General features: G+C 72.1%; 13 protein-coding genes. 9 read left to right on the top strand and 4 right to left on the bottom strand.

Annotation, left to right across the window (positions count from 1 at the left end; all coding sequences use genetic code 11):
- Positions 1-165: 165 nt before the first annotated feature.
- The 3 genes from ACZ79I_RS18440 to phoU form a co-directional block, all read right to left on the bottom strand.
- On the bottom strand, positions 166-417 hold the full coding sequence (locus ACZ79I_RS18440) for an SCO4226 family nickel-binding protein (protein ID WP_471498610.1): 252 nt from the start codon (positions 415-417) through the stop codon (positions 166-168).
- Positions 418-630: 213 nt separating this feature from the next.
- A complete protein-coding gene (locus ACZ79I_RS18435; protein ID WP_381084450.1) occupies positions 631-783 on the bottom strand; it encodes a hypothetical protein in 153 nt (50 codons plus the stop codon).
- Between the two features lie 173 nt (positions 784-956).
- Positions 957-1646 carry a phosphate signaling complex protein PhoU gene (gene phoU / locus ACZ79I_RS18430; RefSeq protein ID WP_471498609.1) on the bottom strand — a complete coding sequence of 230 codons (690 nt, stop codon included), beginning with the start codon at positions 1644-1646 and terminating at the stop codon, positions 957-959.
- Between the two features lie 248 nt (positions 1647-1894).
- Between phoU and phoR the strand changes: the two genes are divergently transcribed.
- Together phoR and phoP are read left to right on the top strand one after the other, a co-directional pair.
- Positions 1895-3166, top strand: a complete 1272-nt coding sequence (gene phoR, locus ACZ79I_RS18425) for a two-component system sensor histidine kinase PhoR (RefSeq protein WP_471498608.1) — start codon at positions 1895-1897, stop codon at positions 3164-3166.
- 5 nt (positions 3167-3171) lie between these two features.
- On the top strand, positions 3172-3843 hold the full coding sequence (gene phoP, locus ACZ79I_RS18420) for a two-component system response regulator PhoP (protein WP_464823599.1): 672 nt from the start codon (positions 3172-3174) through the stop codon (positions 3841-3843).
- Positions 3844-3961: 118 nt separating this feature from the next.
- Here phoP and ACZ79I_RS18415 read toward each other — a convergent pair whose 3' ends face one another.
- Complete coding sequence (locus tag ACZ79I_RS18415) at positions 3962-4600, bottom strand: copper chaperone PCu(A)C domain-containing protein (RefSeq protein WP_471498607.1); 639 nt, start codon at positions 4598-4600, stop codon at positions 3962-3964.
- A gap of 723 nt (positions 4601-5323) precedes the next feature.
- On the opposite strand from ACZ79I_RS18415, the gene ACZ79I_RS18410 reads away from it, so the two are divergent.
- The 7 genes from ACZ79I_RS18410 (at position 5324) to ACZ79I_RS18380 (ending at position 12479) form a co-directional block, all read left to right on the top strand.
- Positions 5324-5806, top strand: coding sequence for a CarD family transcriptional regulator (locus ACZ79I_RS18410; RefSeq protein ID WP_003953493.1), 483 nt, complete (start codon positions 5324-5326; stop codon positions 5804-5806).
- Positions 5807-6211: 405 nt separating this feature from the next.
- Entirely contained in the window at positions 6212-6964 is a 753-nt protein-coding gene (gene ispD / locus ACZ79I_RS18405) for a 2-C-methyl-D-erythritol 4-phosphate cytidylyltransferase (protein WP_471498606.1), read from the top strand.
- Complete coding sequence (ispF, locus tag ACZ79I_RS18400) at positions 6954-7448, top strand: 2-C-methyl-D-erythritol 2,4-cyclodiphosphate synthase (RefSeq protein WP_471498605.1); 495 nt, start codon at positions 6954-6956, stop codon at positions 7446-7448. Before ispD ends, ispF begins: the two co-directional genes overlap by 11 nt.
- Before the next feature lie 131 nt (positions 7449-7579).
- Positions 7580-7987, top strand: coding sequence for a PPOX class F420-dependent oxidoreductase (locus ACZ79I_RS18395; RefSeq protein ID WP_471498604.1), 408 nt, complete (start codon positions 7580-7582; stop codon positions 7985-7987).
- A gap of 90 nt (positions 7988-8077) precedes the next feature.
- Entirely contained in the window at positions 8078-9478 is a 1401-nt protein-coding gene (gene cysS / locus ACZ79I_RS18390; protein WP_471498603.1) for a cysteine--tRNA ligase, read from the top strand.
- A gap of 129 nt (positions 9479-9607) precedes the next feature.
- A complete protein-coding gene (gene rlmB, locus ACZ79I_RS18385) occupies positions 9608-10546 on the top strand; it encodes a 23S rRNA (guanosine(2251)-2'-O)-methyltransferase RlmB (protein ID WP_471498602.1) in 939 nt (312 codons plus the stop codon).
- Positions 10547-10685: 139 nt separating this feature from the next.
- The gene (locus ACZ79I_RS18380) at positions 10686-12479 is read left to right on the top strand and encodes a DoxX family protein (RefSeq protein ID WP_471498601.1); all 1794 of its coding nucleotides are present in this window, start codon (positions 10686-10688) and stop codon (positions 12477-12479) included.
- Positions 12480-12518: the final 39 nt, after the last annotated feature.

Raw genomic sequence — 12518 nt, 5'->3', positions numbered from 1 at the left:
GTGCGGGGGCGGCGCACAGCGCCCCTACGGCATGCGAACGCCGGAGCTGGGCGCTCCATTTCCCGCACGGGCGGCTTTGCCGAATCATTGCCTTTCTTCGCTCAACCGTTCGAGCGGCTGCTGTGTGCGGGGGAGGGGAGGAAACGGGCCGCTGTCACCTGCCGGTCACCAGATGGACAGCGGCACCGGATGGATCTCGTCGGCCCTGTGGCCGGCCCGTTCGTGGATGCGCTGGACCGCCTCGGCCGAGGGGCCCTCGGACAGGCAGTACACGATTCCGGACTCCGGGTCCGCCCACGCCCTCTCGAAGTGCACGCCCTCGTCCTTCTCTATGGCGAGGTCGGCCTTGTGGGCCTGCTTCAGCTGGTCGGCCGTGATGCCCTTCATCCCGTGGTGGACGTCGATGAACTGGGTCATGGCTCCGCACTTCCCTTCGGTGCGCTCGGCCTGTTCTCCCTTCCATGCTGCGCTCGGACGGCGCCGGCTGCGAACGGCCGGCCGCGCAGGGCCGAGGGGCCCGCCGGATCCCGCCCGTACGACGACGAGGGGCCCGGCACGCGGCCGGGCCCCTCGTCGTCGTACTCGTGGTCGTGCGGTGTTCCTCGCTCCGCCGGATCCTCGGGTCCGCCGTCAGCCGCACTGGCACGGTGCGCCGGACTGGCACCCGCACCCGCAGCCGGAGCCGCAGCCGCACGCGCCGACCAGTGGCAGGCTCTTGATCTCGGCGGGCTGTTCGGTCTCGCGCTCCTGCGTGGGGTCGGGGGCGCTGGGGGTCTCGGCCATGGGCCCTCCTCAAGGCTGTCGAGACTGGTGCCTGTTGCCCATTTCATGCCCACCCCGCCGGGCGCATCAACGGCGCACAGGTGCTTGCACGCGCCCCAGGCGGGCTCCCTCAAGCCCGTACGGGCCCCCTGGGAGGCCCGGTGGCCCCTGGGAGCCCGGTGGGACCGGGCCCGTCAGGCGCCCTCGACCCCCGTCGCCGGCTGGATCTCCGGCTGGAGCTCGTCCGCGTGCTCACCCGTCACCAGGTACACCACGCGCTTGGCCACGGCGACCGCGTGGTCGGCGTAGCGCTCGTAGTAGCGGCCCAGCAGGGTGACGTCCACGGCGGTCTCGATGCCGTGCTTCCAGCGGTCGTCCATCAGGTGCTGGAACAGCGCGCGGTGCAGCAGGTCGATCGCGTCGTCGTCCTGCTCCAGCTGCATCGCCAGATCGACGTCCTTGGTGACGATGACCTCGGCCGTCTTCGCCATCAGGCGCTGGGCGAGCTGGCCCATCTCCAGGATGGTCGCGTACAGGTCGTGCGGAACGGCGCGCTCCGGGAAGCGCAGCCGGGCCAGCTTCGCGACATGCTGGGCCAGGTCGCCCGAGCGCTCGAGGTCGGCGCTCATCCGCAGCGACGTGACGACGATGCGCAGGTCCGTCGCCACCGGCTGCTGGCGGGCGAGCAGGGCTATGGCGCGCGCCTCCAGGTCGTGGTGGAGATCGTCGATCTTCTTGTCGCCCTCGATCACCGACTCCGCCAGCTTCAGGTCGGAGTCGAGGATGGCGGTCGTGGCGCGCCCGATCGCCGACCCGACGAGCCGGGCCATGTCGACCAGACCCTCGCCGATCGAGTCAAGTTCCTCGTGGTACGCGTCCCGCATCAGGGTGTCCCTCTCTCATGTCTCTTCGGGGCCCGGAGGCCGGGGCCGGGGTCCCGTCGTCGCCATGGCCGACACGACGGACACGGCACTCCACGCACCCCACGCTCCCACGTTCCGGCCCGTACGCGACGGTTTCCGTCACCCCAAATGAACCATCACTGGCTCCAAGGTGAACTCTGGGCGACGAGTGTTCGAGGTCGCACTCCGATGGCTTCGGCCAGGGGTCAGGGCGTGCCTAACCTGGACGCATGGACGTGAACGCGGCGGTCGCCGCAGCGGCAGCGATCGCCGGTGTGCTCACCGGTGTCATCGCCATGCTGGCGTTCCGCTGGAGCGAGCGCGACCAGAAACGCCCTACCCGCACCTCCCTGCACACCGACCCCGTGCTCCCGCCGGGCGTGGACACCGTGCTGTCCGTCCTGCGGTCCTCGGCGGTCGTGCTCGACGAGGCCGACACCGTCGTGAAGGCCAGCTCCGCCGCGTACGCCCTCGGCCTCGTGCGCGGAGGCAGGCTCTCCGTCGAACCCATGCTCCAGATGGCGCGCGACACCCGGCGGGACGGCGAGATACGGCAGGTCGAGCTGGACCTGGCGCGCCGCGGCACCGGGCGCGGGGGAGAGGCGCTCGCCGTGTCCGCGCGGGTGGCTCCCCTCGGCTCCCGGCTGGTGCTGCTGCTGGTCGAGGACCTCACCGAGGCCCGCCGGATCGAGGCGGTGCGCCGCGACTTCGTCGCCAACGTCAGCCATGAGCTGAAGACCCCGGTGGGCGCCCTGTCGCTGCTCTCCGAGGCCGTGATGGACGCCTCCGACGACCCCGAGGCCGTGGAGCGCTTCGCGGGCCGGATGCAGGTCGAGGCGACCCGGCTGACCAATCTCGTGCAGGAGCTCATCGACCTGTCGCGGGTGCAGAACGACGACCCCCTTGAGGACGCCGAGTCCGTGCGCGTGGACGAACTCGTCGCCGAGGCCGTCGACCGCTGCCGGCACGCCGCCTCCACCAAGCAGATCACCATGGCCGCCGGAGGCACCGCCCATCTGCACGTGTGGGGCCACCGGGGCCAGCTGGCCGCCGCCCTCGGCAATCTCGTCGAGAACGCCGTCAACTACTCGCCCGCCCGCACCCGCGTGGGCATCGCCGCCCGCCGGGTGTCCGCGCCCGGCGGCGACATGATCGAGATAGCCGTGACCGACCAGGGCATCGGCATCTCCGACAAGGACAAGGAGCGCATCTTCGAGCGCTTCTACCGTGTCGACCCGGCCCGCTCCCGTGCAACGGGGGGCACGGGTCTCGGGCTGGCGATCGTCAAGCACGTGGCCGCCTCGCACGGCGGGGAGGTCACGGTGTGGAGCTCCGAGGGCCAAGGCTCCACCTTCACCCTGCGGCTGCCGGAGGCGGGTGCCGCCCGTGACCGCGCGACCGAACACCCGTCCGACCTCGAAGACGAGGACGGCCGGCCCGACGGGACGGCCACCGTCTCATCCCCGTACGAACCGCTTCCCGCCCCGGAGGTCCTTCCGTGACCCGAGTGCTCGTCGTCGAGGACGAGGAGTCCTTCAGCGACGCCCTGTCCTACATGCTCCGCAAGGAGGGCTTCGAGGTCGCCATCGCGACCACGGGGCCCGACGGTCTCGACGAGTTCGAGCGCAACGGCGCCGATCTCGTCCTGCTCGACCTGATGCTGCCGGGTCTGCCCGGCACGGAGGTCTGCCGGCAGCTGCGCGGCCGCTCCAACGTCCCGGTGATCATGGTGACCGCCAAGGACAGCGAGATCGACAAGGTCGTCGGGCTGGAGATAGGAGCCGACGACTACGTCACCAAGCCGTTCTCCTCGCGGGAACTGGTCGCCCGGATCCGGGCCGTACTGCGCCGCCGGGGCGAGCCGGAGGAGGTGGCGCCGGCCGCCCTGGAGGCCGGGCCGGTGCGCATGGACGTCGACCGCCACGTGGTCACGGTGTCCGGATCGAAGGTCGACCTGCCGCTCAAGGAGTTCGACCTGCTGGAGATGCTGCTGCGCAACGCCGGCCGCGTGCTGACCCGTATGCAGCTCATCGACCGCGTCTGGGGCGCCGACTACGTGGGAGACACCAAGACCCTCGACGTCCACGTCAAGCGCCTGCGCGCCAAGATCGAGCCGGACCCGGGTGCCCCGCGCTACCTGGTGACCGTCCGGGGCCTCGGCTACAAGTTCGAGCCGTAGGCCGCGGACGCGCCTGCGGCTCGGCGCGCCTGCGGCTGGCGCGCCTGAGGCGGCACGAAGGGCGGCACCCCCGGCAGGGGGTGCCGCCCTTCGTCGTGCGGGTGCGGCCGGGAGACCGTCAGCCGGCCGTGCCGGTGGCGGTCGCCGTCGAGGTCGCCTCGCCCGTCGGGGTGCCCGTCGGGGTGCCGGTCGTCTCCGTGCCCGGGCTGGAGGTCCCGGTCTCGGTGGCGGTCGGCGACGGGATGCTGCTGGGGCCCCACTTGTCGAAGTAGCTCGCGGCCGGGACGACGAACGCCCGCAGGCTCACATCGCCGGTCTTGCTGAAGCTGAACGTGATCTTCTGCGCGTTGCCGTCCTGGATGGCCTCGCGGCTGCTCTCGATCACGGCGGAGGCGTTGCCCTTGCCGCCGATGACCACGGAACCGTGGGCCGGGACGGTGAGCTTGCCCTTGCCCGAGGCGGGGCTGAGGTCGGCGGTCTTGCCGGTCCCGTCGATCGTGATGGAGTCCAGCGTCTGGGGCGTTCCGCTGTTGTTGAAGACGGTCGCCGAGATCACGGCGGGGCCGGTGGACTGCGGGTCGGGCTGGGTGATGACGATGGCGTTCTGGATCTTGAGGCTTCCGACGCTGGTCGCCGCGTTGTCCGGCTTGATCTGGAGCGTCTGGCTGTTGTTGCCGGCCCCGCACGCGGCGAGCGAGGAGATCGAGAACGCGATGGCGGCGGCGGCGAGGGCGCCGCGTCGAAGGCTGCTGCTCACGGCGGCGGCAACTCCTTGAACGTGGGCGGAGCAGGGCGACCCCCTGATAAAGCCGCCCTAAGTGTCTGTCAGCGGCCTTAGGGTACCGAGCCGCCCTTCCGCCGCCGCACCCGACCCTCCCCAAGCCGTCGGCTTCGCCCGAGCAGGGGTACTTCCGGCCCGGACACCGGCCCGGTCTCCGGCCCGGACGCCGGCCCGGGGACCGCCCGGGCCTCCGGCCCGGAGACCGTCCCGGGCGGGGCGTGCGTCCCCGGCGCGGTGCGCGGTCCCCGTGGTGTCCGATCAGCCGTTTGACCTGTGCATGGTCTCGCATTCACATAAGCGTCTCCGGTCCGCACTCGCGGATTTCCCGTAAGGAATGCATGGCGGTACCGAAAACCGATCACGGGACAACAAGCGGGATCGCCGAGCGGCTTGATCAATTCCGGATTCGTCTCGTACCCGACTCCGAACGCCGAACGGAGTAGTGGAAGGTGAGCGCTTGGAGGCGGACAAATGGGGGCGTTCCCGGCCTCGCGGGAGTCCTCCGATGCGTGTAACGTGCGGGTTTCGCCCCGCCCGCAGAGCCGCTCCGACCTGCGAATACCCTGTTCCGCTCCCCCTTCGAAGCACGTTCCTGGCGCGGTTGTCAAGCCCTGAGATATGCCCTGACCTGCGAAAACGCCATTCAGAAGACGCGGTTTCCGTGTTACCCTGGATAGCCACGGAAGGGGTACCTGTCACATGACGTTCAAGGTTGGCGACACCGTGGTCTATCCCCATCACGGGGCCGCGCTGATCGAGGCCATCGAAACTCGCCAGATCAAAGGCGTGGACAAGACCTACTTGGTGCTGAAGGTCGCCCAGGGCGACCTGACGGTGCGTGTGCCAGCGGACAATGCGGAGTTCGTCGGCGTGCGTGATGTGGTCGGTCAGGACGGGCTGGACCGGGTCTTCGAGGTGCTGCGCGCGCCGTACGCCGAGGAGCCCACGAACTGGTCGCGTCGCTACAAGGCAAATCTGGAGAAGCTCGCCTCCGGCGACGTCATCAAGGTCGCGGAAGTCGTGCGTGACCTGTGGCGTCGTGAGCGGGAACGCGGACTGTCCGCGGGTGAGAAGCGCATGCTCGCCAAGGCCCGGCAGATCCTCGTGAGCGAGCTCGCCCTCGCGGAGAACACGAACGAGGACAAGGCCGAGGCCCTGCTCGACGAGGTGCTCGCGTCCTGACGCCCTTCCGCCCCGCTCGCCTTCCCGGCCGGGAACGCGGCGGACGGACCGGCGCACAGCACACATGTACATGCCGCGGTGCCCGATGACGCAATAGCTGTCGCCGGGCGCTGCGGCATGTCCGGACCCGGCGGGGCGACGACGCACTCGGAGCCCTCGGACCGGCCGGGCGATGCCGAACGGACCCGGCCGGGCCGCGACACCGTGCCCGGATGCGGTACGCCCACGAGCAACCCCGATACTTGGCGTGCCGGGCCCGGGCAGCCGGCTCGACCGGAAGTCACGGAAGGGTCCGGTCAAGGCTCGCGCCCGGCACTTCCCCCACGCTCTCGGCTCGCCTTCGAGCGGGGGACACCCCCAGGCCAATACCCACCCCGGCCGAGCGCACAAACCTGACAGGAACCGATGTCTGACGATTCGCGCCCCTCGCCCACCGGAGTGCCCACCGCGGTCGTGATTCCGGCCGCCGGCCGGGGCGTACGCCTCGGCCCGGGCGCCCCCAAGGCGCTGCGCACACTGCACGGCACGCCCATGCTCATCCACGCCCTGCGGGCGATGGCCGCCTCCCGCGCCGTCTCACTGGTGGTGGTCGTGGCCCCGCCCGACGGGGTCGCCGAGGTCAAGTCCCTGCTCGACGCGTACGCGCTGCCGGAGCGTTCGGACTTCCTGGTCGTGCCCGGCGGGGACTCGCGCCAGGAGTCCGTGAGGCGCGGCCTCGACGCGCTGCCCCCGCAGTACGAGATCGTCCTCGTCCACGACGCGGCCCGCCCGCTCGTCCCGGTGGAGACCGTGGACGCGGTGATCGAGGCGGTACGGGAGGGCGCGCCGGCGGTGGTGCCGGCGCTGCCGCTCGCGGACACGGTCAAGGAGGTCGAGCCGGCGGGCGTGCCCGGCGAGCCGGAACCCGTCCTGGCCACGCCCGACCGCTCCCGGCTGCGCGCGGTGCAGACCCCGCAGGGCTTCGACCGCGCGACGCTGGTGAGGGCCCACGAGACGGTCACGGACAACGTGACGGACGACGCGAGCATGGTGGAGCAGCTGGGGCTGCCGGTGGTGGCGGTCCCCGGCCACGCGGAGGCGTTCAAGGTCACACGGCCCCTGGACCTGGTCCTCGCGGAGGCGGTCCTGGCACGCAGGAGGCTGACCGATGGGTTCTGAGGCGCCCCTGCTGCCCCAGGTGGGCATCGGCACCGACATCCACGCCTTCGAGGAGGGCCGGGACCTGTGGTGCGCCGGCCTGAAGTGGGAGGGCGAGGGCCCGGGCCTGGCAGGCCACTCGGACGCGGACGTGGTCGCCCACGCCGCGTGCAACGCGCTCTTCTCGGCGGCCGGGCTCGGCGACCTGGGCCGGCACTTCGGGACGGGCCGCCCCGAGTGGTCGGGCGCGTCCGGCGTCACGCTCCTGACGGAGGCCGCGCGGATCGTGCGGGCGGCCGGATTCCGGATCGGGAACATCGCGGTCCAGGTCGTCGGCCCCCGGCCGAAGATCGGCAGACGCCGTGAGGAGGCGCAGAAGATCCTCTCCGAGGCGGCGGGGGCACCGGTCTCCGTGTCCGGCGCGACGACGGACGGCCTCGGTTTCCCGGGCCGCGACGAGGGACTGATGGCGATCGCCACGGCGCTCGTGGTGCGGGTGGGCTGACCGCGGTCGTCATCGTGCGCGTGGTGCCCGGTGGGCTGACGGCGATCGTCACGGTGCTCGTCGTGCGGGTGAGCCGGCGGCGTGCGAGGGTACCCGGGGGGTGACCAGCGACCGAGGTCCCGGAGGTGCCCATGCCGTCCGCCGTACTGTCCGACCGGCTCAAGGCCCTGCTCGACAGCCCCGTCTTCGTCGTCGTCGGGACGATCCAGCCCGACGGCAGCCCGCAGCTCTCCCCGGTGTGGGTCAAGCGGGACGGCGACCACGTCCTCTTCTCCACCACCGTCGACCGGCGCAAGAAGGAGAACCTGGACCGCGACCCCCGGGTCAGCGTCGTCGTCCAGGACCCCCGTTCGCCCTACGAGTACGCGGAGATCCGGGGAACCGCGCAGATGACGACGGAGGGCGGGGCGCAGCTCATCGACGAGCTGTCGCTCAAGTACACCGGCAAGAAGTACGCCGAGTTCAACCCCGTCTCGGCCCGGGACGCGGAGCGGGTGGTCGTGCGGATCGTTCCGCGGAAGGTCGTCGGCGGCCTCTGACCGCCGCGGCGGCGTCCGGAAGGTCACGACATGGACGGCCGCCACGGGCACGGGCGTGAGGCACTGTCCGCGGCCCACTACCCTGGACGCGTGACTATTCGCCTGTACGACACCAGTGCCCGGCAGATCCGTGACTTCACCCCGCTCAAGCCCGGGTGTGTCTCGATCTACCTGTGCGGTGCCACCGTGCAGGCCGCACCGCACATCGGGCACATCCGCTCGGGCCTCAACTTCGACATCATGCGCCGCTGGTTCGAGTACCGCGGATACGAGGTCACGTTCATCCGGAACGTCACGGACATCGACGACAAGATCATCGCCAAGTCGGCCGACCAGGGCCGCCCCTGGTGGGCGATCGGGTACGAGAACGAGCGCGCCTTCAACGAGGGCTACGACGTGCTCGGATGCCTGCCGCCGACGTACGAGCCGCGGGCCACGGGGCACGTGACCGAGATGGTCGAGATGATGCGCACGCTCATCGAGCGCGGCCACGCCTACGAGGCCGACGGGAACGTGTACTTCGACGTGCGGTCCTTCCCCGGGTACCTGCAGCTGTCCAACCAGGAGCTGGAGAACCTGCAGCAGCCCTCCGGGGCCGGGGAGACGGGCAAGCGGGACCCGCGCGACTTCGCCATGTGGAAGGCCGCCAAGCCCGGCGAGCCGACCTGGGAGACGCCCTGGGGACGCGGGCGGCCCGGCTGGCACCTGGAGTGCTCCGCCATGGCGCACAAGTACCTGGGCAGCGCCTTCGACATCCACGGCGGCGGGCTCGACCTCGTCTTCCCGCACCACGAGAACGAGATCGCCCAGGCCAAGGCGTTCGGCGACGAGTTCGCCCGTTACTGGGTGCACAACGCCTGGGTCACCATGAGCGGCGAGAAGATGTCGAAGTCGCTCGGCAACTCCGTCCTGGTGCGCGAGATGGTCAAGCAGTGGCGGCCCATCGTCCTTCGCTACTACCTCGGCACCCCGCACTACCGCTCGATGATCGAGTACAGCGAGGAGGCGCTGCGCGAGGCGGAGTCCGCGTTCGCGCGCATCGAGGGCTTCATGCAGCGCGTCGTCGAGAAGGCCGGCGGCACCGTCGAGCCCGCCGCCGAGGTGCCGCCGGCCTTCGCCGAGGCGATGGACGACGACCTGGGCGTGCCGGGGGCCCTCGCCGTCGTGCACACCACCGTCCGGCAGGGCAACAGCGCGCTGGCCGCCGACGACAAGGAGGCCGCCGTGGCCCGGCTCGCCGAGGTGCGTGCCATGCTCGGCGTCCTCGGCCTCGATCCGCTCGACCCCCGGTGGGCCGGCGAGGGCGACCGCGGCGAGGAACTGCACGGGGTCGTCGACAGCCTCGTCGGGCTGGTGCTCCAGCAGCGGGAGGCGGCCCGTGCCCGCAAGGACTGGGCCACCGCGGACGCCATCCGCGACCAGCTGGGCCAGTCCGGGCTCGTCATCGAGGACAGCCCCCAGGGGCCGCGCTGGTCGCTCGGCCCGCGCTGAGCGCTCCTGGTCCCGGTGCCGGGCGCTTTCCGCCCGGCCCGCGGACCGGCCTTGATCGATTGTGCCGCCCGGCCCTCCGGGCGGCACACTGCATACGTACGTACGGCATTCTCAACAGACGGGTAGGTCATGGCCGCGAACAACCGCCGCATGTCCGGCAAGAAGGGCGCGCAGGTCGGCAGCGGCGGCAAGCGGCGCCGGAGCCTGGAGGGCAAGGGGCCGACTCCGCCCGCCGAGATGCGCACGGGACACGCCAAGCAGCGCGCCGCCCAGGCGAAGGCGCGCCGCGTCCAGGGGCGCCCCCAGCGTCGTACGGGCGGAAAGGCGTCGTCCGAGCTGGTCGTCGGGCGCAACCCGGTCGTGGAGGCGCTCCGCGAGGGCGTGCCCGCCTCCACGCTCTACGTCCAGCAGTTCGTCGACAACGACGAGCGTGTGCGCGAGGCGCTGCAGCTCGCGGCCGAGCGCGGCGGCATCAACCTCATGGAGGCCCCGCGCCCGGAACTGGACCGGATGACGGGCGGCCTGAACCACCAGGGCCTCGTCCTCCAGGTCCCGCCGTACGAGTACGCGCACCCGGAGGACCTCGCCGACGCCGCCTACGACGAGGGCGAGGACCCGCTGATCGTCGCCCTGGACGGAGTCACGGATCCGCGGAACCTGGGTGCGGTGGTCCGCTCCGTCTCCGCCTTCGGCGGGCACGGCGTCGTCGTGCCCGAGCGGCGCGCGGCCGGAATGACCGCCGGGGCGTGGAAGACGTCCGCGGGCACGGCCGCCCGTACGCCCGTCGCGCGCGCCACCAATCTGACGCGCGCCCTGGAGGCGTACAAGAAGGCCGGGATCACGGTCGTCGGGCTCGCCGCCGACGGCGAAGCCGAACTCGGCGGACTGGAGGCCCTGGAGGGTCCGGTCGTCATCGTCGTCGGCAGCGAGGGCAAGGGGCTGTCGCGGCTGGTCGGCGAGACCTGCGACGTCCGGGTACGGATCCCGATGCCGGGCGGCGCCGAGTCGCTCAACGCCGGTGTGGCCGCGGGGATCGTGCTGTACGAGGCGGCCCGCAGGCGCGCCTGACGCCGACGCCGTAGGCGTTCGAGCAGCCGTTCCCTCACTCGCTCGTGCGGGGTAATCCGGTCGTACAGGGCAAGCTTGACGGGGTCCGGACAGATCCGCGCGGTCAAGGCAGTGTCCTAACCACACGTCACTCGGTTAGATGAGTGTGGAGACCAGAACACCCCGCACACCCACGGGGGGCCGCTCGTCGGGATTCGACGACACTCCCGCCCTGAGCATGGTGAAGGTGCCGAGCGACCCGGCGCAGGTCATCGTCAACCATGCGAGCTTCCGTGTGCAGTTGGGCGGATCGGCACGGCGCGCGCAGTCCCCGCGGGTCGTACGGCGCATGAGCGCCGCGCAGGACACCGCGCGCCTGCCCGCCGTCGGTACGGCGGGCGGGGCCGTCACGGGCGGCCGCCGGCGGCCCGTCGTCTGGAGCGGCAGGTCCGCACCCGACGACAGCGGCGCCCACCGGCTGCTGCAGGCCGCGCGGAGCGCCAGCGTGCGCCACGGAGAGGAGCCGGCTCTCGACGCGGGCGCGACCCAGGTCCTCCCGCGCATCGGTGCCGACGGCCTTCCGGGGGCCGGTGGCCACGACGACCTGGGCGCACGGACCGCCGGGGCCCCGCCCTTCGCCGGGCCGCGCGGCCACGACGTGGGCGGGACACGGCTGCTGCCGCAGATGCGCAGCGCCGGCAGCGCGTACGACGAGGACGTCCACGAGGAGCGCCTCTACCGCGAACCCTCCTACGGCGCACCCGCGTACCGCGGAGCCGGCCACGGCGGCCCCGGCCACCACGGCCCGGACCACGACGAACCCGCCTACGACGACCCGGCCTACGACCCGGCCTACGACGAACCGGAGTACCCGGAGCGGGAGCTGCTGGTCGAGACCGCGACCGGGGAGCCGGGGCCGCGGGCCAGGCGGCACGCCGGTGACCCGGTCCGGCACGCCTACTATCCCGGCCGCCGCATGAACCTCGGCGTGGTGCTGCTGCCCCTCCGGATCTTCCTCGGCTCCGTCTCCGTCTATTCCGGCATGGGCAAGCTCTGCGACCCCGTCTTCTTCGACGGCGGCAAGCGGGGCTCCATGGTCACCTGGCTCACCACGCTGCATCCCTGGGAACCCGCCGAGCCGCTGCGGCAGTTCGCACTCCACCACCCCGTGGGCACCGGTCTCGCCGTCGCCTTCCTCCAGGTGATCGTGGGCGTGTTCACGATCCTGGGCCTGTGGCAGCGGGTCGTGGCGGCGGTCGGGGCGACCCTGTCGGCCGCGCTGATCGTCACCGTCAGCTGGCGGACCGTCTCCGCCTACGACACACCCGACATCATCTGTCTCGCCGCCTGGTCCCCGCTGATCATCGCCGGGGCACCGGTGTACTCCGTGGACGCCCGGCTCGCCGGCAGCGCCTGGCGCAGGCTCGGCCCGCGCGCGGACATCTGGGAGCTGCGGCGGTACGTGCTGCGCCGGGGCGTGCTGGCGACGGCGGTCGTGTCCGGGCTCACGCTGCTGACCGGGTCGATGCTCGGCGGCGCGGTGCGGGACGCGGACCGGGTGGTCGTCCCCGGGCCCGGGGAGGCGCCGCGCAACGAGCTGCCGGGTTCGCCGCTGCCCGAGACGCCGGTGAAGGACCGGCACAAGGCGACCCCCTCGGCCTCGCAGCCGTCGGCCACGCAGGGCACGACGTCGTCACCGTCGAGCGCGGCCACGACACCGGACACGGCGGGCACGACGGGTACGGCCACGGGCGGCCGGCCGAGCCAGACCCAGGGCACGACGGGCCAGGTGCCGCCGCCGCACTCGGCGCCGGCCAGGCAGGCTCCCAGCACCAGCGCGGGTCCGTCGTCCTCGGGCGGCAGCGGTACCGGTGGCCCGACGGGAGGGGCGGGCAGCGGCGGAGGCCGCAGCTCGGGGGGCTCTGACGGTCTGGTGGGCGGGCTGCTGGGGTGACCTCGCACGGAGGATGACCCGGCACGCACGCCTCGTCGA

It is taken from the genome of Streptomyces sp. PSU-S4-23, from assembly GCF_055632315.1.
Note: the sequence above shows the minus strand (reverse complement) of the source record. Positions and strands in the feature narration are given on the sequence as shown.

Excerpts from the sequence above, each read along its gene's own strand:
- ispD (WP_471498606.1), top strand. The coding sequence starts at position 6,212 with ATGTCTGACGATTCGCGCCCCTCGCCCACCGGAGTGCCCACCGCGGTC.
- ACZ79I_RS18440 (WP_471498610.1), bottom strand. The coding sequence starts at position 417 with ATGACCCAGTTCATCGACGTCCACCACGGGATGAAGGGCATCACGGCC.
- phoR (WP_471498608.1), top strand. The coding sequence starts at position 1,895 with ATGGACGTGAACGCGGCGGTCGCCGCAGCGGCAGCGATCGCCGGTGTG.
- ACZ79I_RS18435 (WP_381084450.1), bottom strand. The coding sequence starts at position 783 with ATGGCCGAGACCCCCAGCGCCCCCGACCCCACGCAGGAGCGCGAGACC.
- rlmB (WP_471498602.1), top strand. The coding sequence starts at position 9,608 with ATGGCCGCGAACAACCGCCGCATGTCCGGCAAGAAGGGCGCGCAGGTC.
- phoU (WP_471498609.1), bottom strand. The coding sequence starts at position 1,646 with ATGCGGGACGCGTACCACGAGGAACTTGACTCGATCGGCGAGGGTCTG.
- ACZ79I_RS18410 (WP_003953493.1), top strand. The coding sequence starts at position 5,324 with ATGACGTTCAAGGTTGGCGACACCGTGGTCTATCCCCATCACGGGGCC.
- ACZ79I_RS18395 (WP_471498604.1), top strand. The coding sequence starts at position 7,580 with ATGCCGTCCGCCGTACTGTCCGACCGGCTCAAGGCCCTGCTCGACAGC.
- ispF (WP_471498605.1), top strand. The coding sequence starts at position 6,954 with ATGGGTTCTGAGGCGCCCCTGCTGCCCCAGGTGGGCATCGGCACCGAC.
- ACZ79I_RS18380 (WP_471498601.1), top strand. The coding sequence starts at position 10,686 with ATGAGTGTGGAGACCAGAACACCCCGCACACCCACGGGGGGCCGCTCG.